General features: G+C 71.2%; 21 protein-coding genes. 14 read left to right on the top strand and 7 right to left on the bottom strand.

Annotation, left to right across the window (positions count from 1 at the left end):
- Window positions 1-92: 92 nt before the first annotated feature.
- A complete protein-coding gene (locus IF78_RS0136130; RefSeq protein WP_031486948.1) occupies window positions 93-1,031 on the bottom strand; it encodes a daunorubicin resistance protein DrrA family ABC transporter ATP-binding protein in 939 nt (312 codons plus the stop codon).
- 63 nt (window positions 1,032-1,094) lie between these two features.
- Between IF78_RS0136130 and IF78_RS0136135 the strand changes: the two genes are divergently transcribed.
- Window positions 1,095-1,808, top strand: a complete 714-nt coding sequence (locus tag IF78_RS0136135; protein ID WP_031486949.1) for a TetR/AcrR family transcriptional regulator — start codon at window positions 1,095-1,097, stop codon at window positions 1,806-1,808.
- On the opposite strand, the gene IF78_RS0136140 is transcribed toward IF78_RS0136135, so the two are convergent.
- From IF78_RS0136140 to hmgA, 3 genes are read right to left on the bottom strand one after another with little or no spacing between them, the layout of a single operon-like run.
- A complete protein-coding gene (locus IF78_RS0136140; protein ID WP_031486950.1) occupies window positions 1,805-2,953 on the bottom strand; it encodes a type ISP restriction/modification enzyme in 1,149 nt (382 codons plus the stop codon). The two genes, IF78_RS0136135 and IF78_RS0136140, sit on opposite strands and share 4 nt — an antisense overlap.
- Window positions 2,954-2,979: 26 nt before the next feature.
- Window positions 2,980-3,729 (bottom strand): GntR family transcriptional regulator, encoded by a 750-nt coding sequence (locus tag IF78_RS0136145; RefSeq protein ID WP_031486951.1) that lies wholly within the window; start codon window positions 3,727-3,729, stop codon window positions 2,980-2,982.
- A gap of 27 nt (window positions 3,730-3,756) precedes the next feature.
- Window positions 3,757-5,109 (bottom strand): homogentisate 1,2-dioxygenase, encoded by a 1,353-nt coding sequence (hmgA, locus tag IF78_RS0136150; protein ID WP_031486952.1) that lies wholly within the window; start codon window positions 5,107-5,109, stop codon window positions 3,757-3,759.
- A 151-nt stretch (window positions 5,110-5,260) separates the two neighbouring features.
- Here hmgA and IF78_RS0136155 point away from each other — a divergent pair, with 151 nt between their 5' ends.
- The 11 genes from IF78_RS0136155 (at window position 5,261) to IF78_RS0136205 (ending at window position 18,959) form a co-directional block, all read left to right on the top strand.
- On the top strand, window positions 5,261-5,881 hold the full coding sequence (locus tag IF78_RS0136155; RefSeq protein WP_031486953.1) for a hypothetical protein: 621 nt from the start codon (window positions 5,261-5,263) through the stop codon (window positions 5,879-5,881).
- Window positions 5,878-6,513, top strand: coding sequence for a TetR/AcrR family transcriptional regulator (locus IF78_RS0136160; RefSeq protein WP_031486954.1), 636 nt, complete (start codon window positions 5,878-5,880; stop codon window positions 6,511-6,513). The genes IF78_RS0136155 and IF78_RS0136160 overlap by 4 nt, the downstream gene beginning before the upstream one ends.
- Before the next feature lie 207 nt (window positions 6,514-6,720).
- The gene (locus IF78_RS0136165) at window positions 6,721-8,973 is read left to right on the top strand and encodes a molybdopterin oxidoreductase family protein (protein ID WP_031486955.1); all 2,253 of its coding nucleotides are present in this window, start codon (window positions 6,721-6,723) and stop codon (window positions 8,971-8,973) included.
- Window positions 8,974-9,071: 98 nt separating this feature from the next.
- Window positions 9,072-10,520 (top strand): CitMHS family transporter, encoded by a 1,449-nt coding sequence (locus tag IF78_RS0136170; protein ID WP_324617300.1) that lies wholly within the window; start codon window positions 9,072-9,074, stop codon window positions 10,518-10,520.
- Window positions 10,521-10,542: 22 nt separating this feature from the next.
- Complete coding sequence (locus IF78_RS0136175; RefSeq protein ID WP_031486957.1) at window positions 10,543-11,778, top strand: MFS transporter; 1,236 nt, start codon at window positions 10,543-10,545, stop codon at window positions 11,776-11,778.
- 98 nt (window positions 11,779-11,876) lie between these two features.
- Window positions 11,877-12,608 carry a hypothetical protein gene (locus IF78_RS0136180; protein WP_031486958.1) on the top strand — a complete coding sequence of 244 codons (732 nt, stop codon included), beginning with the start codon at window positions 11,877-11,879 and terminating at the stop codon, window positions 12,606-12,608.
- Window positions 12,595-13,248 carry a class F sortase gene (locus tag IF78_RS0136185; protein WP_031486959.1) on the top strand — a complete coding sequence of 218 codons (654 nt, stop codon included), beginning with the start codon at window positions 12,595-12,597 and terminating at the stop codon, window positions 13,246-13,248. The genes IF78_RS0136180 and IF78_RS0136185 overlap by 14 nt, the downstream gene beginning before the upstream one ends.
- A 152-nt stretch (window positions 13,249-13,400) precedes the next feature.
- Complete coding sequence (locus IF78_RS0136190) at window positions 13,401-14,741, top strand: ABC transporter ATP-binding protein (RefSeq protein ID WP_031486960.1); 1,341 nt, start codon at window positions 13,401-13,403, stop codon at window positions 14,739-14,741.
- 211 nt (window positions 14,742-14,952) lie between these two features.
- The gene (locus tag IF78_RS0136195) at window positions 14,953-16,341 is read left to right on the top strand and encodes an aldehyde dehydrogenase family protein (protein WP_031486961.1); all 1,389 of its coding nucleotides are present in this window, start codon (window positions 14,953-14,955) and stop codon (window positions 16,339-16,341) included.
- 11 nt (window positions 16,342-16,352) lie between these two features.
- Window positions 16,353-17,432: a Zn-dependent alcohol dehydrogenase gene (locus tag IF78_RS0136200; RefSeq protein ID WP_031486962.1), complete on the top strand. Its 1,080-nt coding sequence runs from the start codon at window positions 16,353-16,355 to the stop codon at window positions 17,430-17,432.
- A gap of 204 nt (window positions 17,433-17,636) precedes the next feature.
- The gene (locus tag IF78_RS0136205) at window positions 17,637-18,959 is read left to right on the top strand and encodes an MFS transporter (RefSeq protein ID WP_031486963.1); all 1,323 of its coding nucleotides are present in this window, start codon (window positions 17,637-17,639) and stop codon (window positions 18,957-18,959) included.
- A gap of 1 nt (window position 18,960) precedes the next feature.
- Here the strand turns inward: IF78_RS0136205 and IF78_RS0136210 are convergent, their stop codons facing one another.
- The 3 genes from IF78_RS0136210 to IF78_RS0136220 form a co-directional block, all read right to left on the bottom strand.
- Window positions 18,961-19,890 (bottom strand): DMT family transporter, encoded by a 930-nt coding sequence (locus IF78_RS0136210; RefSeq protein WP_031486964.1) that lies wholly within the window; start codon window positions 19,888-19,890, stop codon window positions 18,961-18,963.
- Window positions 19,891-20,034: 144 nt separating this feature from the next.
- Window positions 20,035-20,757: an ArsR/SmtB family transcription factor gene (locus IF78_RS0136215; RefSeq protein WP_031486965.1), complete on the bottom strand. Its 723-nt coding sequence runs from the start codon at window positions 20,755-20,757 to the stop codon at window positions 20,035-20,037.
- Between the two features lie 35 nt (window positions 20,758-20,792).
- Window positions 20,793-21,434 carry a TetR/AcrR family transcriptional regulator gene (locus IF78_RS0136220; RefSeq protein ID WP_031486966.1) on the bottom strand — a complete coding sequence of 214 codons (642 nt, stop codon included), beginning with the start codon at window positions 21,432-21,434 and terminating at the stop codon, window positions 20,793-20,795.
- A gap of 104 nt (window positions 21,435-21,538) precedes the next feature.
- On the opposite strand from IF78_RS0136220, the gene IF78_RS0136225 reads away from it, so the two are divergent.
- Window positions 21,539-22,690, top strand: a complete 1,152-nt coding sequence (locus IF78_RS0136225; RefSeq protein WP_031486967.1) for an acyl-CoA dehydrogenase family protein — start codon at window positions 21,539-21,541, stop codon at window positions 22,688-22,690.
- Between the two features lie 74 nt (window positions 22,691-22,764).
- Entirely contained in the window at window positions 22,765-23,220 is a 456-nt protein-coding gene (locus tag IF78_RS0136230; RefSeq protein ID WP_031486968.1) for a VOC family protein, read from the top strand.
- Window positions 23,221-23,280: the final 60 nt, after the last annotated feature.

Genomic DNA, 23,280 nt, shown 5'->3' on the forward strand with positions numbered 1-23,280 from the left:
ACGTGCTACGACCCCACGATCCACCAAACCAACAGCAAGACCAGAAACACGGACAGCGCACCCCAGCCTGCCTAGAGGTTGACTCAGGGAACTCATGCCGCACGCTCCTCGGTGAGTCGCAGGAACGCGTCGTCGAGGGTGGGGGGTTGGATGCTCACATCGAGCAACGGCACGCCCGCCGCGTCCAGTTCGCGCACCAGGCGGGGCAGCGTGAGCGTGGCGTCCCGGGTGACCGCGCCGACGGCGCGCCGCTCGTGGTCGAACGACGGTTCCGCTCCGGTGAGTTGATCCAGCACGGCCGCGGTCCTCCTCATGTCGTCGGCGTCGGTGACGACGACCTCGACGTGCGCACCGATGACCGCCTTGAACTGGGCCGGTGAACCCGTGTGCGCGACCCGCCCCCGGTCCAGCAGGGCGATGTCGTCGGCGAGTTGGTCGGCCTCCTCCAGGTACTGCGTGGTCAGCAGCACGGTGGTGCCCTCGGAGGTCAGCTCCCGTACGGCGTCCCAGATCCGGTTGCGGCTGGCGGGGTCCAGACCGGTCGTGGGCTCGTCGAGGAACAGCACGTCGGGGCGGCGGACGAGACTCGCCGCCAGGTCGAGCCGGCGCCGCATGCCGCCCGAGTAGGTGGACGCCGGCCGGTCGGCCGCCTCGGTCAGGCCGAAACGGTCCAGGAGCTCGCCGGCCCGCTCGGCCGGCCCGCGCACCCGGTGCAGCCGGGCGAACAGCCGGAGGTTCTCGCGTCCGGTGAGGTCGCCGTCGACCGAGGCGTACTGGCCGGTGACGCCGATGCGGCGGCGCACGGCCGCCGGCTCCCGGAGCAGGTCGTGCCCGGCGACACGTGCCGAGCCCGCGTCCGGACGCAGGAGGGTGGTGAGGAGCCTCAACGCCGTGGTCTTCCCGGCGCCGTTGGGCCCGAGGAGTCCGCACACGGTGCCCTGCGCGACGGCCAGATCGAGCCCGCGCAAAGCATGGACCTCGCCGAATCGCTTCTCCAGACCTTCACTAAGTACAGCGTACGTAGAAGTCATGTCCCGACCATAGCGCACTACGTACGCTGTACGTAACTAGGATGGTGGTCGAGGTGATGATCGATGGCGGGCAGGACGGCCGAACCCGGAGTGATCTGGGCGCGACCCGAGCGGACCGGGCGTGGGCCGAAACCGGCGTTCACCCGGGCCGACATCGCGGCCGTGGCCGTGCGGCTGGCGGACGCCGGGGGCCTTGACGCGGTCTCCATGCGGCATGTCGCGGGCGAGCTGGGGTGCGGGACGATGTCGCTGTACAACTACGTCCCCCGCAAGGAGGACCTGTACGAGCTGATGGTGGACGCGGTCAGCGCGGAGCACGAGGTGTGGGAGCCGGGCGGGGACTGGCGGGCGGACATGCGCCGGGTCGCCGGGCAGACGCGGGCGCTGATGCACCGGCATCCGTGGCTGACGCGGCTGATGTCACCGATCTACGGGTTCTCTCCGAACGCCCTGCGGTATCTGGAGCACTGTCTGGCCTGCCTGGATCCGCTGGAGACGACCTACGGCATGAAGATGCAGCTCGTCGGGATGCTGAACGGATGTGTGACCTCGTACGTCGCGACCGAGCTGGCCACCGCCGAGCGGACGCGGTCGTTGCCGTGGTCGGCGGAGGAGGAGAACGCGGTGCGGATCGCGTATCTCGGGAGTCAGGTGGCTACCGGGGCGTATCCGAGGATGGCGGCGGCGTTCGCGGAGGATCAGGGGCCGATCGATCTGGACGCGGCCTTCGAGTTGATGGTGAGCCGGATGCTCGACGCCTTTGAGCCCAGGAACTAGACCAGCGCGAACTGGCCTTCCGGGCCTTCCTCGTGGTGGTCCAAGACCGATGCCGGGCGGCGGGCGGACTCCGGTGCCGGGAGGACTCCTGCCTCGCGCAGCTCCGCTGTCGTGATCGGATCCTTCACCGTCAACTCGTCCCGCTGCGGCCGTAGTTCCGCCAGCAACGCGAGGACCGTGATCAGTTCCAGTAGCTCCGACGTCCATGCCTGCTGCCAGGTTGCCGGGCGGATCGCCGACAGAGTGCCTGCCTCCGGGGCTGTCGTGCGCGTGGTGAACCACTGCTCCAGGACCCGTACTCCGCCCACCTCGAAGTCCCACGCTTCCTGCGGCACGGGGGAGATGCGGCCCTCGTCGAGGTGGAGGGTCTCCTCGTCGCGGTCGTAGTCGAGGGTCAGCGGGCGGGTCGGGAGCGGGGCGCGGACGTAGGGGCGGCGGCCGCCCGGGAGCTTGGGGCGGTTGCCGTCGCGGCGCATCAGCCAGAGCATGCGGTGGCCCAACTCGACGCCCTGTGACCACAGTTCGGAGTCGTCGGTGAGGGGCACGGTGAGGTCGGGGCGGGTCGCTGCCAGGATCCAGGCGAGGACGTCGACCGGTGCGGGGGCGTGGCCCAGCCGGGCGGCCAGGTGCCGCAGCAGGCCCGGGGCGAGATTGGGTTCCTCGGCGCCGGGGCGGCGGTAGAGGGGGCGGACGCGGCCCGGGCGGAGCAGCGGGAGCAGCGATGTCGCCAGCAGGGCGGAGTCGGGCGTCTCCAGGACGAAGATCTGGTGCTCGTCCGCCACCCGCCACAGCTCGGGGCGGGCGGCGTCGATCAGACGGTGGTCGGGGATCAGCCACTGCTCGTCGAAGGGGGCCAGCAGGACGCGTACCGGCTCAGGGCAGGGGCCCGAGGCGCGGAGCAGCTTCTCGGTGCCGGTGGACTGGCCGGGCAACTGCCCGACCGCCGAGTGCAGGGTCCGCGAGCGCGTCGGCTCCAGCAGGGCCTCCCGGTCGGGGCCCTCGGCCTTCACGAGTGCGTCCCAGCGGGCCTTCAGGGACGCCGCGTCGGGGCCCGTCGGCCACGCCCGGCCCAGCCGCGGCGGTGCGACGGACCACGGCATGAGGTCCGCGAGCAGCGGAGCGTCGTCGTGCGTCACGCTGGGCATCGTACGACCTGGGTGCGACACCGGGGTCAGTTGGCCTCCAGGGTCACCGTGAAGGAGAAGCGGTCGCCCCGGTAGTGGATGACCGCCGCGTCGAGAACCCGGCCGTCCGTGTCGTAGGTCACGCCCGTGTAGTGCAGGATCGGGCTCAGCAGCGGGACTTGGAGCAACCGTGCCGTCTCCGGGTCGGCCAGGCGGGCCTCGACCGTGTCCGTGATGCGGCTGATGTCCGCCCCGACGGAGTCCCGCAGCACCTTGGTCATCGGCCAGCGGACCAGGTCGTCCAGGTCGATGCGCGCGGCCAGTTCGGGGCGCACGTAGTTGCGGGCGTGGTTGGTCGGCTCGCCCGTCTTCTCGTCGCTGCGCAGGCGGTGATACGTCGCCACCTCGTCGACGTCCGGGAAGTACTCCGCGAGTTCGGCCGGCACCGGCGCGTGGCCGTGGTCCAGCAGCTCGGTCGTCATGCCGGACTGCTGTGCCACGATCGCGTCCACCGAGCCGAGCAGCCGCACGGGGGCACCCCGGCGGGCGTCCGGCTCGATGAACGTGCCGCGTCTGCGGTGGCGCGTGATCAGGCCCTCGTCCTCCAGCTCCTTCAGCGCCTGCCGCATGGTCAGCACGCTCACGCCGTAGTGCTCCGCCAGTTGCTCCTCGGTGGGCAGGCGCAGCGGGTCGTGCGGGTGGCGGCCCAGTATCGAGGCGCGCAGCGACTGCGACACCTGGTACCAGAGCGGCAGCTTGCGGTTCAGGACGATCGAGTCCGGGGCGAAGGAGGTCACGGGCTATCCGTACCTTTCGCGGATCGGTCAGTGCAACGGGCGGAAGTGGCGCTCCAGGCCCTGCCAGACGTCGTCGTAGCGTCGCTGCAGGTGCTTCGCCCCTGCGGCCTGCGGGGTCAGCGTCACCGGCCAGCGGGTCTCGAACATGAAGGCCAGGCCGTCGTCGATCCGCTGCGGCCTCAGCTCCGCCGCGCTCGCGCGGTCGAACGTCTCCCGGTCCGGTCCGTGCGCCGACATCATGTTGTGCAGCGAGCCGCCGCCCGGCACGAAACCCTCCGCTTTCGCGTCGTAGGCGCCCTCGATGAGGCCCATGTACTCGCTCATCACGTTCCGGTGGAAGTACGGCGGCCGGAAGGTGTCCTCGCCCACCAGCCAGCGTGGGGCGAACACGACGAAGTCGACGCCCGCGAGGCCCGGCGTGTCCGACGGGGACGTCAGCACCGTGAAGATCGACGGGTCGGGGTGGTCGTAGGAGATCGTGCCGATCACATTGAAGCGGCGAAGGTCGTAGACGTACGGCACATGGTTGCCGTGCCAGGCGACCACGTCGAGCGGTGAGTGGTCGTACGTGGCCGTCCAGAGGTTGCCGCAGAACTTGTTCACCACCTCCACCGGGCCCTCGACCTCCTCGTACGCCGCCACGGGCGCCATGAAGTCCCGCGCGTTAGCCAGGCCGTTGGCGCCGATCGGCCCGAGGTCGGGGAGGTGGAAGGGCGCCCCGTAGTTCTCGCACACATAACCGCGCGCGGAAGCATCCAGCAGCTCCACACGGAAGCGCACCCCACGCGGAATCAGTGCGACATGTGCCGGCTCTACATGCAGCAGCCCGAACTCCGTGTGCAGCAGCAGTCCGCCGTGCTCCGGCACGATCAGCAGCTCGCCGTCGGCGTCGCTGAAGACGCGGGCCATCGAGGAGTTGGCGTGGTACAGGTGCACGGCCATGCCGGCGCGCTGGGTCGCGTCGCCGTTGCCGCCCAGGGTCCACAGACCCGCGAGGAAATCGGTCCCGGGTGCGGGCTCGGGCAGGGGGTTCCAGCGCAGGCGGTTGGGGTCGGGCACCGACTCGGTGAAGGGGGCCGTACGGATCGCGCCGTTGTCCGTGCGGGTGAACTCCGGGTGCGCGGCCGACGGGCGGATGCGGTACAGCCACGAGCGGCGGTTGTGGGCCCTCGGCTCGGTGAAGGCCGTACCGCTCAACTGCTCCGCGTACAGGCCCAGCGGGGCCCGCTGCGGTGAGTTGCGGCCCTCGGGGAGGGCGCCGGGCACCGCCTCCGAGGTGTGCTCGTTGCCGAAACCGGAGAGGTAGGTCAGCCCTTCCGCGGTCTTCCGCGCTCGCCCACGCTCGAACACGCTCGCGTGGGAGGTGCCCCCATCGCTCATGATCGCTCCCTCGAGTATCTGATTCCTATGCTTCACCGTAGGATTGCGGTTGTCCGGGCGCAAGAGATCGGCCGGACCTCCTCTGGAGGGACGACCAGAACCAGACTTCAGGGGGATCCGACTGTCGGACCGGTGTTCTAGTCTCCCGGTCATGTCGTGGACGCGGACCCTGCTCGCCGCGCTCGCGGTCTGTGTCCTGCTGCTGACCGGAACCGCGGGCTGCGGGGCCGGTGATGCGCGGGAACAGGGCGAGAACGGGGTGTCGTCCTCCCCGGTGGGCGAGGTCCTCGACGAAACCGACGACGCGGGGCGGCACTACCGCGAGGTGGACGAGGGCGACGCCCCCGAGGTCGGCATAGAGGTGCAGCCGGATCCGGTCGGCCACGGCAGCTGGGACGTACGGCTGACCCTGCGCGGCTTCCGCCTCTCGCCCGTCGGCACGCAGGCGCGGGCGGTGGCCGGCCGCGGGCTGGCGTACCTCTTCGTGGACGGCCGGCTCGTCACCAGGCTGCGTGCCCCCGAGTGCCGCCTCGCGCCGGGGCTCGTCCCGCGCGGCACGCACCAGGTCACCGTGCGGCTGTACGCCGACGACGGCACGGTGTGGGCAGTGGACGGCGACCCCGTGGAGAGCACGGCCGCCCTCACGGCGTCGGAGGCGGAGACGACCGCGACGCCGACGTCGAGTGCGTCCCCCACGGCACTGAGTGCGCCCGGTGCCCGCTCCCGTACCGGGGGGCAGGGTTCACCGGATCGAGCCGGAAAGGCATCATGAACACCGTGCCCCACCCAGCATCGCTTCGCCGGGCGCCCGTGCAGCGGCGCAGTGCCGAACGGCTCACCAGGATTCTCGACGCGTGCGCCGACCTCCTCGACGAGGTCGGCTACGACGACCTGAGCACCCGGGCCGTCGCCCAGCGTGCCGGCGTCCCCATCGGCTCGGTCTACCGCTTCTTCGGCAACAAGCGGCAGATGGCCGACGCCCTCGCCCAGCGCAACCTCGAGCGCTTCACCGCCCGCGTCACCGAGCGCCTCAAGGAGAGGGGGGACGGAGGCTGGCGGGCGGCCATGGACGTCGTACTCGACGAGTACCTGGCCATGAAGCGGACCGCGCCCGGCTTCTCCCTCGTCGACTTCGGCAACCAGATCCCGGTCGGCGCGCGCAGCGAACCCAACCACCGTGTCGCCGACCGGCTCACCGAACTGCTCTCCGGCTACCTCGAGCGCGAGCCGGACGACGATCTGCGCCGCACCTTCCTCATCGCCGTCGAGACCGCCGACACGCTCGTCCATCTCGCCTTCCGGATGGCACCGGAGGGCGACGAGCGGATCATCGAGGAGGCGCGGGAGATGCTGCGGGCGTATCTGGCACGAGTGCTGGACGCTCCGCGGGAGGTGCCGCGGTAGGCCGTCTGTCGTCCGCGGGCCTGTTGTGGCCGGTCGCTCCCCCAAGCTCTCGGCTTCGCTCGAGCAGGGGGGACCCCCATCGCGGCGGAGCCGCATATTCAAACAGCCTCGCGCCCCTTTGAGGCGCGAGGGCTCCCCACCGTCCATACCGGTCGGTATGCTCGGTCCCGAAATCGCGTCACCGCCGCCGCCACCTCGGGAGGACCCGTGTCCCGCACCGCACTGCGCATCTGCCCCCTGTGCGAGGCCACCTGCGGCCTGACCCTCACCATCGAGGGAACCCAGGTCACCGGTGCCCGCGGCGATCGCGACGACGTGTTCAGCCAAGGGTTCATCTGCCCCAAGGGCGCCTCCTTCGGCGCCGTGGACGGTGATCCGGACCGGCTGCGCACCCCGCTCGTGCGCAGGGACGGCGAACTGCGCGAGGCCACCTGGGAGGAGGCCTTCGACGCGGTGGCCGCCGGGATCCGGCCCGTCATCGAGCGGTACGGGCCCAACTCGGTGGGCGTGGTCCTCGGCAACCCCAACGTGCACACCATGGCCGGCGCCCTCTACCCGCCGGTGTTGCTCGCCGGACTGCGCACCCGCAGCATCTTCACCGCATCCACCGTCGACCAGATGCCCAAGCACGTCTCCAGCGGACTGCTCTTCGGTGACGCCCACGCGATCCCCGTACCCGACCTCGACCACACCGACCACCTGCTGCTGATCGGCGCCAACCCGCTGGAGTCCAACGGCAGCCTGTGCACCGCGCCCGACTTCCCGGGCAAGCTCAAGGCGCTCAAGGCCCGCGGCGGCACCCTCACCGTCATCGACCCGCGCCGCACCCGCACCGCCAAACTCGCCGACCGGCACCTCGCCATCCGCCCCGGGACGGATGCGCTGCTCCTCGCAGCGATGGCGTATGTGCTCTTCGAAGAAGACCTGGTGGACACCGGCGAGCTGGCCCCGCATCTCCTCGGGTTGGACGAACTCCGCGCGGAAGTAAGGGACTTCACCCCCGAGGCCGTGGCCGCCGCCTGTGACATCGACGCCGGCACCATCCGCACCCTCGCCCGCGAACTCGCCGCCGCGCCCACCGCCGCCGTCTACGCCCGCATCGGCAGCTGCACCGTCCCGCACGGCACCCTCGCCAGCTGGCTGGTCGACGTACTGAACATCCTGACCGGCAACCTCGACCGCCCCGGCGGCGCCCTCTTCCCGCAGGCGGCCACCGACAGGACACCCCGCCCCGCCGGGCCCAGCCACGGTTTCGCGCTCGGGCGCTGGCACTCCAGGGTCAGCCGCCACCCCGAGGCCAAGGGCGAGCTGCCGATCTCCGCGCTGGCCGAGGAGATCGACACCGCGACCGAGGAGGGCGAGCCGGTCCGGGCCGTCATCGCGGTCGCCGCCAACCCCGTCCTGTCGGTGCCCGACGGCGACCGGCTCGACAAGGCCCTCGACTCGCTCGACTTCATGGTCAGCGTCGACCCCTACCTCAACGAGACCTCGCGCCACGCCCACGTCGTACTGCCGCCGCCCCCGCCCTCGCAGAGCCCGCACCACGACTTCGCCTTCAACACCCTCGCGGTGCGCAACCAGGTCCGCTACAGCCGGCCCGCCGTCCCACTGGAGCCCGGCCGCATGGCCGAGACGGAGATCCTGGCCCGGCTGATCCTCGCCGCGACCGGCATGCATGGCGCCGACCCGTCGGCCGTCGACGACCTGGTCATCGGGCAGACCCTCGGCAAGTCGGTGCAGGAAGCGCACTCCCCGGTGCACGGCCGCGACCCGCAGGAGCTCGCCGCGCAGCTCCACGGTGACACCGGCCCCGAGCGCCGGCTCGACATGATGCTGCGCCTCGGCCCTTACGGTGACGGCTTCGGCGTACGGCCGGACGGGCTGAACCTGGAGCGGCTGCTGGCGTATCCGCACGGCATCGACCTCGGCCCGCTCCGCCCCCGGCTGCCGCAGCCGCTGAAGACGCCGAGCGGCAAGGTCGAGCTGCTGCCGCGGCCGATCGTCGACGATCTGCCGCGCCTGAGGCAGGCCCTGCACGAGCGTCCCGAGGGGCTCGTCCTCGTCGGGCGCCGGCATCTGCGGTCCAACAACAGCTGGATGCACAACGTCCCCGCCCTCACCGGCGGGACCAACCGATGCACCCTGCACATCCACCCGGAGGACGCCGAACGGCTCGGCGTCGCGAACGGGGCGCCGGTGCGGATCAAGGGCGCCGGGGGAGAGGTCACCGCCCCGGCGGAGGTCACCGACGGCGTGCGTCCCGGCGTCGTCAGCCTGCCGCACGGCTGGGGCCACGACCGGCCCGGCACCCGGCTGAACCATGCGCTGAAAGAGCCCGGCGTCAACGTCAACCAGCTCCTCGACGGCAGCCTGCTCGACCCGCTGTCGGGCAACGCGGTCCTCAACGGGGTGTCCGTCGAGGTGGTACCGGTGGCCGAAAGGATCACGCCTCTGACCTGAGCAAAGCGCTGACCTGGAGTTTTGCGCTTATTGCTCGCGTGTCAACGTCTTGTTAACGTCGCTTGACGGGACCTAACGTCAACGCACCGCCGGCCCTGGTGGGTCGTTCAAGGGCGAACGTTAGGTATCCACTCATGCTGACCATCCTTGGCTTCGCCATGATCGCGACCTTCCTGGTCCTGATCATGATGAAGAAGATGTCGCCGATCGCGGCGCTCGTGCTGATTCCGGCTTTGTTCTGCGTGTTCGTCGGAAAGGGCGCCAAACTCGGTGACTACGTCATCGACGGCGTCACCAGCCTCGCCCCCACGGCGGCGATGCTGATGTTCGCGATCGTCTACTTCGGAGTGATGATCGATGTCGGCCTCTTCGACCCGATCGTCCGGGGGATCCTGAAGTTCGCCAAGGCCGACCCGATGCGGATCGTCGTCGGCACGGCGATCCTCGCCGCGATCGTCTCGCTCGACGGCGACGGCTCGACCACCTTCATGATCACGGTCTCGGCGATGTACCCGCTTTACAAGCGCCTGAAGATGAGCCTGGTCGTGATGACCGGTGTCGCCGCCATGGCCAACGGCGTGATGAACACCCTGCCGTGGGGCGGCCCGACCGCCCGTGCCGCCACCGCGCTCAAGCTCGACGCCAGCGAGATCTTCGTCCCGATGATCCCGGCCCTGCTCGTCGGCCTGCTGGCCGTCTTCGTCCTCTCGTACTTCCTCGGCCTGCGCGAGCGCAAGCGCCTGGGTGTGCTGACGCTCGACGAGGTCCTGGTGGAGGAGAAGGTCGAGGAGAAGGAGTCCGAGACGGTTCTCGTGGGTGCCGGCGGCTCCGGTGACCCGAAGACCCCCGTGACCACCGGCGGCACCGGCTCCGGCACCGACGCGGAGGACGGCGAGGAGGAGCGTTTCGCGGTCCTCGACCCGAACCGCGCCACCCTGCGCCCCAAGCTGTACTGGTTCAACGCGCTGGTCACGGCAACCCTGCTGACCGCCATGATCATGGAGTGGCTGCCGATCCCGGTGCTGTTCCTGCTGGGCGCCGCCCTCGTGCTCACCGTGAACTTCCCGCACATCCCGGACCAGAAGGCCCGCCTCGCCGCCCACGCCGACAACGTCCTCAACGTCTCCGGCATGGTCTTCGCCGCCGCCGTCTTCACCGGCGTCCTCCAGGGCACCGGCATGGTCGACCACATGGCCCGCTGGATGGTGGACGTCATCCCCGAGGGCATGGGCCCGCACATGGCCCTGGTCACCGGTCTGCTGAGCCTCCCGCTCACCTACTTCATGTCCAACGACGGCTTCTACTTCGGTGTCCTTCCGGTGCTCGCCGAGGCCGGTGCCGCCCACGGTGTCTCCCCGCTGGAGATGGCCCGCGCCTCCCTGGTCGGCCAGCCGCTGCACATGTCGAGCCCGCTCGTTCCTGCCGTGTACGTCCTGGTCGGCATGGCCAAGGTGGAGTTCGGAGACCACACCAAGTTCGTCGTGAAGTGGGCCGCCCTCACATGCCTCGTCATCCTCGGGGCAGGGATGCTCTTCGGAATCATCTGACCTTTCCACGGAGGATCTGATCATGGCGCCCGGTGGGAACCGCGGCTGGCTGCTCCGCCTCGTCATCGCCTTCAGCTTCGCGCAGGGGGCGGTGTCGATGGCCCGGCCCGCCGTCTCCTACCGGGCGCTGGCGTTGGGTGCGGACGAGCGGGCGATCGGCGTGATCGCGGGCGTGTACGCCCTGCTCCCGCTGTTCGCCGCGGTCCCGCTGGGCCGCCGTACCGACCACGGCCGCTGCGCGCCGCTGCTGCCCGTCGGAGTCGTCCTCATCTCGGGCGGCTGCGCGATGAGCGGCCTCGCGGACACCCTCTGGGCGATGGCGGTCTGGAGCGGGGTGATGGGCCTCGGCCACCTCTGCTTCGTCATCGGCGCCCAGTCGCTGGTCGCCCGCCAGTCCGCCCCGCACGAACAGGACCGCAACTTCGGCCACTTCACCATCGGCGCCTCCCTCGGCCAGCTGGTCGGCCCGATCGCCGCGGGCGCGCTGATCGGCGGCCGGGACATGGCGGGCACCAGCGCCCTCGCCCTGGTGGTGGCGGGGGCGGGCGGCGCGGTCGCGCTCACCTCGCTGTGGCGCATAGAGAGCCGTACGACGGCCAAGTCCCGTGAGGAACAAGGCGGACGCGTGGCCGTACGGCGCATACTGCGCGCCCGCGGTGTGCCCGCCGGCATCTTCATCAGCCTCGCCGTGCTGTCCGCGACCGACATCCTCACCGCCTACCTCCCGGTGGTCGGTGAGCACCGGGGCATCGCGCCGTCCGTGATCGGCCTCCTGCTCAGCCTGCGCGCGGCGGCCACCATCGCGTGCCGCCTGGTCCTGACGCCCCTGCTGCGGCTGCTCGGCCGCACCACGCTGCTGACGGTGACGTGTCTGCTGGCCGCCCTGCTGTGCGCCGGGATCGCGCTGCCGGTGCCCGTGTGGGCGCTGGCCCTGATGCTGGCGGTGCTGGGCTTCTGCCTCGGTGTCGGACAGCCGCTGTCCATGACGACGGTCGTCCAGGCCGCCCCTGAGGGCGCCCGGTCCACCGCCCTCGCCCTGCGCCTGACCGGCAACCGCCTCGGCCAGGTCGCCGCCCCGGCGTCGGCGGGCCTGGTCGCGGGCGTCGCGGGGGCGGCGGCGCCGTTCCTGATGCTGGCGGCGTTGCTGCTGCTGTCGGCGGGGGTCGCGGTGCGCACGCCGAAGCGGCCCGGAGGGCCCGGAACGGACACCACGGAGCGGCCGAAGCGTCCCGGACTGCGCCGGACGAGCGAAATCTGACGACGCGCCGGACGTCGTGCGGCGCGTCGCGGTGCGCGTGACGGAGAGTCAGGCGAAAGAACGATTTGTATGAAAATCGTCTGATTCGAGGAGCGTGTATGCCCACCCTGACACCCTCACGTACCTTCCGCGCCCGCGCGGGCGCCACAGTCGTCCTCACCGCCCTCGCCGCGGCCGGTATGTCGTGGGTGGCGGCGCCGACCGCGTCGGCCCAAGGGGAGAACGGCGACATCCGGATCCACCGCGAGGGCGTGCCCTTCGGGGTCCCGAAGGACGACGCGGTGGTCTGCCGGTTCTACCTGGACGCCGTCAACTTCGACATCCTCGCGTCGATCACCTACACCATCTCGCCGCAGCCTCCGCTGCCCACCGGTGCCACCGTCACCGGCGCCATTCAACTCGCCGGGGGTGCCGGGCACAGTGATGTGCTGGGGCTCGCGGAAGGGCAGTACAAGCTCACCTGGGTCGTGACGGGCATCCCCCCGAGGGAGAAGGTCTTCCGCGTCAGGTGCCACGACGACCGACGGGACGGCGACGGCAGGGGGGACGGCCGGGGTGACGGCAGGGGTGACGGCAGGGGTGACGGCAGGGAGGACGGCAGGGAGGACGGTCCGCGCGGGCGGATCGAGGACAACGAGCGGGGCGAGGAAGGCTGGGGGCGCGGTGACGACCACGGTCCGAGGGGCGGTGTGCACGCGGGCGGTGGCGGGCTCGTCGACACCGTGGCCGCGTACGCGCCGGTGGCGGGCGCGGCGGTGGTGGGCCTGACAGCGGTCGGCGGCACCGTGTACTTCCGGAGGACCCGCCGGCAGCCCGATGGTGCCGCGTAGGCGCAGACGCAGGCCCTGGTACCGGACCCGCGCCTACCGCCTCGCCAGGACGGCCGTGCTGACGGTGGTCCTCGTGACGGTGGTGGTCCGGTGCGGGGGCGACCACGACGCGATCGCGCCGGACGGACCCGACGGACGGCATGCCGTGGCGGCCGCCGAGCCCACACCCCCGCCCCGCCCGCTGCCGCGCTCGCGGCCGACGTCCGTCCGCATCCCGTCCCTGGGCATCGACGCCCCGATCACCGGCATCGGTCTCACCGGCAGCCGGGAGTTGGAGACGCCGCCGGTCGACGACCCGAATCTCATCGGCTGGTACCGGGGCGGTGCCACGCCCGGTGAGCGGGGCGTCGCGATCGCCGTGGGCCACCGTGACACGACAACCGGCCGTGCCGTCTTCGCCGGACTCGCCTCGGTGAAGCGCGGCAAGAAGATCGAGGCGCGGCGCGAGGACGGCCGTACGGCCGTCTACACCGTGGACCGGGTCAAGGTCTACGACAAGGCGAACTTCCCCGACAAGGAGGTCTACGGCCCGACCCGGCGCCCGGAGATCCGCGTGCTCACCTGCGGCGGCCTCTTCGACCGACAGAACGGATACACCAGCAACGTGGTGGTCTTCGCCCACCTGACCGCGACGAAGTGACCGATGCCCTGACCGCGGCGAAGTGACCGATGTCTTCCCCACTCCGGGTACATTCCGTTAACTTCCGTGACTCACAGGCCCCGTACGACCCGCACGGGGCCTTCGGACCCACGGAGCAGCGGCGCTCCGGCCGGCCCCCGGGGGCAGCAGTCATGACACGCGCCATCTCCCTGCACGACGTGAGCAAGTCCTACACACGAGGTGTCCGCGTCGTGGACCGGCTCTCGTTGGACATCGAGCCCGGCGAGTTCCTCGTCCTCCTCGGGCCCTCCGGGTGCGGCAAGTCCACCGTGCTCAGAATGATCGCCGGACTGGAGGAGATCGACGAGGGCGAGCTGCTGCTGGACGGCGAGTACGCCAACGACCTGCTGCCCGCCGACCGGCAGATGGCGATGGTCTTCCAGAACTTCGCCCTCTACCCGAGCATGACCAGCCGCGACAACATAGGTTTCCCGCTGCGCATCGAGTCGCCCGGCGCGGACCCGCGCCCCCGCGTGGACGCCACCGCCCGCATGCTGGGCATCGAGGACCTCCTCGACCGCTTCCCCGCCCAGCTCTCCGGCGGCGAACGCCAGCGCGTCGCCATGGGCCGGGCCATCGCCCGCCACCCCGCCGCGTTCCTGATGGACGAGCCGCTGTCCAACCTCGACGCCAAGCTCCGCAACCACCTGCGCGCCGAAATCTCCGGCCTCACCCGGAAGCTGGGCGTCACCACGGTCTACGTCACCCATGACCAGGCCGAGGCGATGTCGCTCGGCGACCGGGTCGCCGTCCTGCGCGGCGGCGTCCTGCAGCAGGTCGGCACCCCGCGCTCGGTGTACGCCCTGCCCCGCAACGTCTTCATCGCCGCCTTCATCGGCACCCCGCGCATCAACCTCCTGCGCGGCGTCGTACGCGCCCCGCTCGACGGGGCGATGACCATCAGTCTCGGCAAGCAGTACCTCAGGCTGCCCGAACCCCTGTGCCTGGACCACCAGTTACTGCGCGTGCAGCAGGGCCGCGAGGTCATCGTGGGCCTGCGCTCGGAGGCGATCCGCATCGCCAAGCCCGCCGCCGCCCGCCCCGGCGAGGTGCACATCACCGGCCTGGTCGAGCATGTGGAGTTCCAGGGCCACGAGGTCCTCGTCCACTTCAACACCGGCTCCCGTCCGGCCCTCGTACCGGAACTGGAGGCCCCGCGTCCGGCCGCCCGCCCCACGCGCCGCCGTCGACGCGAGGGCGGCACGGTCCTGAATCGCCTCAGGGAACGCGCGGGCGCCCTGCGAGCCGGCCCGGTGGTGGCCCTCGACGACCCGGCCGACACCGGGTCCGAGCAGGCACCGCCCGAGGGCCGCCTCCCCGGCGATCTCATCGTCCGCACCACGCCCGACATCGAACTCCGGCACGGCATGCACGTCCCGCTCCTCGTCGACCTCGCCCATCTGTTCGTCTTCGACCAGCACGGCGACCGCATCTGCCCGGCCCCGGACCGGCTGCCGGATCTGGAGGAGTGACAGGGGCTCCGCCGGTGAGGCCAGGATGGGAAGTGCCGCATATCGAGACAGCCCGCGCCCCTTCAGGGCGCTGCCGAATCGCACGTCAATGCGAGACGCGCGTCGGCTTCTGATGTCATGGGGTGGCTGGCGCACAAAAACTAACGCCGCTAGTTTGTGAGCCGGACGACGACAGCCGTACCACGAGGCGCCCCGCCCAGGAGGAAGCGCGATGAAGGCACACGACGGCATGTACATCGACGGCGCCTGGCGCCCCGCGGCCGGCGGGGATGTGATCGAGGTGGTCAACCCGGCCGACGAGCAGGTCATCGGCCGGGTCCCGGCCGGTACCGCCGCCGACGTCGACACCGCCGTACGGGCCGCCCGCGCCGCCCTCCCGGGCTGGGCCGCGACCCCGCCCGCCGAACGGGCCGCGCGGCTGGCCGCCCTCCGGGACGTCCTGGCGGCCCGCAAGGACGAGATCGCCGAGACGGTCACCGCCGAGCTCGGCTCGCCGCTGAACTTCTCGCAGGCGGTCCACGCGGGCGTGCCGATCGCGGTCGCGGGCTCGTACGCCGAGCTGGCGGCGACGTACGCCTTCGAGGAGAAGGTCGGCAACTCGACCGTGTATCACGAGCCGATCGGTGTGGTCGGCGCCATCACGCCCTGGAACTACCCGCTCCACCAGATCGTCGCCAAGGCCGCCCCGGCGCTGGCCGCCGGCTGCACGGTCGTCCTGAAGCCGGCCGAGGACACCCCGCTGGTCGCCCAGCTCTTCGCCGAGGCGGTGCACGAGGCGGGTGTCCCCGCGGGTGTCTTCAACCTGGTCACCGGGCGCGGTCCGGTCGCGGGCCAGGCGCTCGCCGAGCACCCGGACGTCGACCTGGTCTCCTTCACCGGCTCCACGGCCGTCGGCCGGCAGATCGCCATGGTGGCCGGCGCGGCCGTCAAGAAGGTCGCCCTGGAGCTGGGCGGCAAGTCCGCCAACGTCATCCTGCCGAGCGCCGACCTGGCCAAGGCGGTCAACGTCGGCGTCGCCAACGTCATGTCCAACTCCGGGCAGACCTGCAGCGCCTGGACGCGGATGCTCGTGCACCGGGACCAGTACGACGAGGCCGTGGAGCTGGCCGCGGCCGCCGCCGCGAAGTACGGCGAGCGCATCGGGCCGGTGGTGAGCGCCAAGCAGCAGGAGCGGGTGCTCGGCTACATCGAGAAGGGCGTCGCCGAAGGAGCGCGGCTGGTCGCGGGCGGTACCGAAGCACCGCGCGAGCAGGGCTGCTTCGTCAGCCCGACCGTCTTCGCCGACGTGACACCCGAGATGACCATCGCGCAGGAGGAGATCTTCGGCCCCGTCCTGTCGATCCTGCGGTACGAGGACGAGGCGGACGCCCTGCGGATCGCCAACGGCACGGTCTACGGCCTCGCGGGTGCCGTCTGGGCGGGCGAGGAGGCGGAGGCGGTCGCCTTCGCCCGCCGTATGGACACCGGGCAGGTCGACATCAACGGCGGCCGCTTCAACCCCCTCGCCCCCTTCGGCGGGTACAAGCAGTCGGGTGTCGGGCGCGAACTCGGCGCGCACGGCCTGACCGAGTACCTCCAGACCAAGTCCCTGCAGTTCTGAGGAGCCTTCACGTGGTTCGCGCAGCAGTTCTTCCCGCCGTGGGCGCTCCTCTGGAGGTCGCCCACATCGACCTCCCGGCCCCCGGCCCCGGCCAGGTCCACGTCCGCCTCGCCGCCGCCGGCGTCTGTCACTCCGACCTGTCCCTGTCCAACGGCACCATGCGCGTCCCGGTCCCCGCGGTCCTCGGCCACGAGGGCGCCGGCACGGTGGTGGCCGTGGGGGAGGGCGTCACCCATGTCGTGCCCGGCGACGGCGTCGTCCTCAACTGGGCGCCGTCCTGCGGACGTTGCCACGCCTGTGGGCTCGGCGAGGTCTGGCTGTGCGCCAACGCGCTGAACGGCGCCGCCGACGTGTACGCCCGTACCGCCGAGGGCACCGACCTCCACCCCGGCCTGAACGTCGCCGCGTTCGCCGAGGAGACGGTCGTCTCGGCGGGCTGCGTCCTGCCGCTTCCCGACGGCATCCCGCTCACCGACGCCGCCCTGCTGGGCTGCGCCGTCCTCACCGGCTACGGCGCCGTGCATCACTCGGCGCGGGTCCGACAGGGCGAGACGGTCGCGGTGTTCGGCGTCGGCGGTGTGGGTCTTGCCGCCCTCCAGTCGGCCCGGATCGCGGGCGCGGCGAAGATCGTCGCAGTCGACGTCTCCCCGGCGAAGGAGGAGCTGGCGCGCGCTGCGGGAGCCACCGACTTCGTCATCGCCTCCGAGAACACGGCCCGCGAGATCCGGGGCCTGACGGACAAGCAGGGCGTGGACGTCGCCGTCGAGTGCGTGGGCCGCGCGGCCACGATCCGCACGGCCTGGGACTCCACCCGCCGCGGCGGCCGCACCACGGTCGTCGGCATCGGCGGCAAGGACCAGCAGGTCACCTTCAACGCCCTGGAGATCTTCCACTGGGGCCGCACCCTCTCCGGCTGCGTCTACGGCAACTCCGACCCGGCGCGGGACGTGCCGGTACTGGCCGAGCACGTGCGGGCGGGCCGCCTGGACCTCGGCGCACTGGTGACGGAAAGGATCGCCCTTGAGGGCATCCCGGCCGCGTTCGAGAACATGATCGCGGGGAAGGGCGGGCGGGCCCTGGTGGTCTTCTAACGCCCGCTCGGACATGCCCCGGTCTCCGCACGAGGCCGGGGCCTTCGGCATGCCCGGATCCCACTCTGCGTGCCCTGTACAGGCAAAACTTCTGCGGTACGACCCGTTGACGTCCATACCGTCCGGTCAGTACGTTCCCCGGAACCCGAGCCACCCCCCGGTTCTGTCCCCGTTCCGTCCCCGCACCCATCGGAGTGTGCACGCATGGACACGGCACCTTCCGCCCAGCCGCTCACCACCACCGCTCCCGCCGCGGGCAACCGCCGCCGCGTAGCCACCGCCGCAGCCCTCGCCTCCGCCGTCGAGTGGTACGACTACTTCGTCTTCGGCATCGCCGCCGCCCTGGTGCTCGGCGATCTCTACTTCCCGGCCGGCAGCCCCACCGCCGGGGTACTCGCCTCCTTCGCCACCTTCGCCGTCGGCTTCCTGGCCCGCCCCCTCGGCGGCATCGTCGCCGGGCAGCTCGGGGACAAGCGCGGCCGCAAGCCGATGCTGGTCCTCGCGCTGACCCTCATGGGCCTCGCCACCACCGGCATCGGCCTGCTCCCGACGTACGAGACGATCGGCGTCGCCGCGCCGATCCTGCTGGTCGCCTTCCGCGTGCTGCAGGGCATCGCCGTCGGCGCCCAGTGGGGCGGCGCGATGCTGATGGCCACCGAGTACGCCCCCGAGGGCAAGCGCGGTGTCTACGGCAGCTTCGTCCAACTCGGCGTGCCCATCGGCGTGGTGACCGCCAACACGGTGTTCCTGCTGGCCGGAGCCTTCACGACCGACGCCCAGTTCGCGGCCTGGGCCTGGCGCGTGCCGTTCCTCGTCGGCCTGTTCGTCCTCGTGCTCGCCTGGTACATCCACACGCGCGTCGAGGAGACACCCGAATTCCGGGAGGCGGAGAAGAAGCTGGCCGAGCAGGAGAAGGCCGAACAGTCCTCCCCCCTGCGCACGATCCTGAAGGACCACCTCGGCACGGTGCTCCTCGCCGGCGGCTCCTTCGCCGTGAACACCGCGACCTTCTACATCATCATCACCGGCGTGCTCGACTACACGACCCGCGAACTCGGCATGAAGAAGAGCGCCGTCCTCACCGTCTCGCTCTGCATCAGCCTCACCCAGCTCGTGCTGATCCCGGCCGCCGCCGCGCTCTCGGACAAGATCGGCCGCATCCGCATCTACGCGCTCGGCGCGGCCGGCATCGGCCTGTGGGCCGTACCGCTGTTCCTGCTGATCGACACCGGCTCGCTGCTGTGGCTGGCCGTCGGCACGTTCGTCGCCAGCTGCTTCCTCAGCATCATGTACGGCCCCCAGGCCGCCCTGTTCGCCGAGCTGTTCACGCCCGAGATGCGCTACACGGGTGCCTCCCTCGGCTACCAGATCGCGGCCGTGCTGGGCGGTGGCCTCGCCCCGTTCGTCATGGTGCTGCTGCTGGAGGCCACGGGCACCTCGATGGCCGTCTCCGGCTACATCATCGCCCTCGCGGTGATCGCGCTGCTGTCCATCAAGGTCCTTGCGGACAGGGCGCGTTCACGCTGACTCACGCTGATTCGCGGGTCTGCTCGGGTTGCGGCGCGGCCGCCACGATCCGAGCGGCCCGCTTCCCGGACCGCGACACGGCGACGCCCGCCAGACACAGCGCCCCGCCCGCCAGCGTGAGCAGCCCCGGCACCTCGCCCAGCGCCAGCCACGACATCAGCACGACCAGCGCGGGCACCGCGTACGTGGTCGCGCCCATGCGGCTGGCGGTCGTACGGGCCAGGGCGTACGCCCAGGTCGTGAAGGCGAGCGCCAGCGAGAAGACGCCCAGGTAGACCATGTTGAGCGTGGCCGACAGGGGCGCCTCGGCCACCTCGCCGATCAGCTGCCCGGCGAAGGGCAGACACAGAACCGCGCCGACCAGACACCCGTACGTCGTCACCTGGAGCGCGCTCGCACGGCCGAGCGCCGGCTTCTGCGCGACGACACCGCCCGCGTACCCGACCGCGGCCAACAGGCACAGCACCACCCCGAGCACCGATGATCCGCCCCCGCCCGACATCGACAGCCCCACGGTCACCGCACCGGCGAACGACACCGCCATCCCGGCCAGCAGCCGCGGCGGCATCGGATCGCCGAGCAGGCGTGCACCCAACAGCGCGATGAGGATGGGCCCGATGTTCACCACGAGAGCCGCCGTACCGGCGTCCACCTGCTGCTCGCCCCAGTTCAGCACGACGCTGTAGAACCCGAACCACAGCAGCCCCGATATCGCGATCCCGGGCCAGGCGGCCCGAGGGGGCAACCCCTCCCGCCGTACAAGGCAGATGGCCCCCAGCACCAGGGCCCCCACCAGCAGCCGCCCCAGAGCGAGCGCGCCCGGCGAGTACTCCTCACCCGCACTGCGGATGGAGACGAAGGCCGAGGCCCACAGGACGACGGTGACGGTGGCTGCTCCGGTTGCGAGGAGTTCGGTGCGGCGGGGGTTCATCATGCTCCTGAGGTTAGGAAATTGGGGGTTCGGAAGCTTGCGGATTTCGGACGGGTTGTTGGCCGTCCGCGGGTGCGTTGTGGTTGATCGCGCCCACGCGGCGGAGCCGCACATCGATACAGCCCCGCGCCCCTGACGGGGCGCTCAGCGCAGCGTTGCCCGGTTGATGCCCAACAGCTCCGACAGCGCTTGCTCGCCGGTTGCGGTTACCTTCACTGCACGCTCGGTACCGATGCGCACGCACCATCCCGAGTCCAGAGCATGCCGACACAAAGCCGCCCCCGCGATGCCCGCCAGGTGGGGGCGGCGCTCGGTCCAGTCGAGGCAGGCTCGGGCCAGCGGGCGGCGGCCGGTGCGGGCGAGGGGGATGCCGGTGTTCTCGAACCATCGCAGTCCCGCGTCCGTCAGCGCGAACCCCGTGTCCTGCCGCAGCAGCCCCCGCACGGTCAGCGCATCGGTGACCGTGATGCCGAGCCGTCCCGCCAGATGGTCGTAGCAGGTGCGCCCCCGCGCCATCGCGGACCCCGCGCTGGACTCCCGTAGATTCCGCGGCCGTACCACCGCATGCGGCGACACCTGCCCGGCCAGATCCTCCACCAGCTGGGCGACCCGCGCGTCCGCGAGCCGCACGTACCGGTGCCGCCCCTGCCGCTCCTCGGCGAGCAGGCCGCCCGCGACGAGCTTGCCCAGATGCTCGCTCAGCGTCGATGCGGCGACCCCGGCATGCCGCGCGAGCTCACCCGCGGTCCACGCCCGTCCGTCGAGCAGCGCCAGCAGACAGGCGGCCCGGGTCTCGTCGGCGATGAGTCCGGCGAGTCGGGCCAGCTGCGACGCTTGCGGGTCCCGGCTGCTCATGCCTCCCAGCATGCGGTACGGACACTTCGGCGGTCACCGAACCGTGGCTACCCGGCCCGCCCGACCTGCTCGTACTGCCGGGCAAGCCCGTCCAGCAGCGCCGTCAGCCCCGTCTCGAACGCTCGCTCGTCGATCTTCTCCTGCTGGTCGGCGAGGAGGTGGGCCTGCCCGAGGTGGGGATAGTCGGCGGGGTCGTACGCGCTCGCGTCGTCCACGAAGCCCCCCGCGAACGAGCCGAGCGCGGAGCCCATGATGAAGTACCGCATCAGCGCGCCGATGGACGTGGCCTGCGCCGGTGGCCACCCCGCCTCGACCATCGCGCCGTAGACCGCGTCGGCGAGCCGCAGCGCGGCGGGGCGGCGGCCGGGGCCGCGGGCGAGGACCGGGACGATGTTCGGGTGGTCGCGCAGGGCGGCCCGGTAGGAGACGGCCCAGTCGTGCAGTGCGGTGCGCCAGTCCCGGCCGTCCTGGAACATCGACAGATCGACCTGCGCGCTCACCGAGTCGGCGACCGCCTCCAGGATCTCGTCCTTGGTGCGGAAGTGGTTGTAGAGGGACGGCCCGCTCACGCCCAGTTCGGCGGCGAGCCGGCGGGTGGAGACGGCCGCGAGGCCCTCCCCGTCCACGAGTTCGCGCGCCGTCTCGACGATCCGGTCGTAGCTGAGGAGGGGCTTGCGCGGTCGGGCCATGGCGCACATAGTAGGGCTGCCGAATGGAAACTAGCAGTGCTAATTTAAATGTACGGCTTTCAATGTACGGCCGTCGACGTCCGTTCTCTGTGGGGTGACTCGGCATGAACCTGGAGCTCAGCGAGGAACAGACCGCCGTCCGGCAGCTCGCCCGGGATTTCGTGGACCGCGAGATCGCCCCGCACGTCGTCGCGTGGGACCGGGCGGAGGAAGTGGACCGCGGAGTCGTCAAGAAGCTCGGCGAGGTCGGCTTCCTGGGGCTGACGATCGACGAGGAGTACGGCGGCTCGGGCGGCGACCACCTCGCGTACTGCCTGGTCACGGAGGAGCTGGGCCGGGGCGACTCCTCGGTGCGCGGGATCGTGTCGGTCTCGCTGGGCCTGGTCGCCAAGACGATCGCCGCCTGGGGGAGCGAGGAGCACAAGCGCCGCTGGCTGCCGGGCCTCACCGCGGGCGAGCTGGTCGGCTGCTTCGGCCTCACCGAGCCGGGCACCGGCTCCGACGCCGGCAACCTCACCACGCGGGCGGTGCGCGACGGCGACGACTACGTCATCAACGGCACCAAGATGTTCATCACGAACGGCACCTGGGCCGACGTCGTCCTGCTCTTCGCCCGCTCCACCGACGCGCCCGGCCACAAGGGCGTCTCCGCCTTCCTGGTCCCCACCGACACCCCCGGCCTGACCCGCCGCACCATCCACGGCAAGCTCGGCCTGCGCGGCCAGGCCACCGCCGAACTGGTCCTGGACGACGTACGGGTGCCCGCGGCGGCCATGCTGGGGGAGGAGGGCAAGGGCTTCTCGGTCGCGATGTCCGCCCTGGCCAAGGGGCGGATGTCGGTGGCCGCGGGGTGCGTCGGCATAGCCCAGGCCGCGCTGGACGCGGCCGTCCGATACGCCGGGGAACGCGAGCAGTTCGGCAAGTCGATCGCCCACCACCAGCTGGTCCAGGAGCTGATCAGCGACATCGCCGTCGACGTGGACGCCGCCCGCCTGCTGACCTGGCGGGTCGCCGACCTGATCGACCGGGGGCTGCCCTTCGCCATCGAGTCCTCCAAGGCCAAGCTCTTCGCCTCGGAGGCCGCCGTCCGCGCCGCCAACAACGCCCTCCAGGTCTTCGGCGGTTACGGCTACATCGACGAGTACCCGGCGGGCAAGCTGCTGCGCGACGCCCGCGTGATGACCCTCTACGAGGGCACGAGCCAGATCCAGAAGCTGGTCATCGGCCGGGCGCTGACGGGGGTTTCGGCGTTCTGAGGGTCGTACCGGGTGCTGTGAGCCGGTACAAGTGACCCCTGGTTCTGCGGCGGCGCATTGCGGATCATGGGCAGATGGTTGCCTTCTACCACGTGTGCTTCGCGGTGCAGGATCTCGATCAAGCGATGCGTGACTTTCAGCGCGCTGCCGGGGTCGAGTGGAGCGAACCCGTGTCCGACCGGCTCGGCGAGTGGGACTACCGGATCGTGTTCACCACCGGTGGACCACCGTTCATCGAGCTCATCGAGGGGGCTCCCGGCAGCCCCTGGCATGCGGTGGAGGGAGCCAGGTTCGACCACCTCGGCTTCTGGTCGAGCGATGTCGACGAAGGCTCCCGACGCATGGAACGGGAGGGCTTCGCCTTGGACTTCTCCGGTTGTCCCTACGGCCGTCCGTTCGTGTATCACCGCGTGGACAGCATCGGCGCGCGCATAGAACTCGTCGACGTCGGTCGCCAGGCAGGCTTCCTCGGCACATGGGATCCGGAGGGAGCTCCCATGCCTGCCATCGACGAGACCTTCGGCGGATGACGCGCGGGCGCGCGGAAGCGCGGGCGGCAGCCGGCGGTCTGAGTAGGCGTCTGAGTACTT

Origin of the sequence: Streptomyces bicolor, assembly GCF_000719285.1 — a bacterium.
GTDB classification, from domain to species: domain Bacteria; phylum Actinomycetota; class Actinomycetes; order Streptomycetales; family Streptomycetaceae; genus Streptomyces; species Streptomyces bicolor.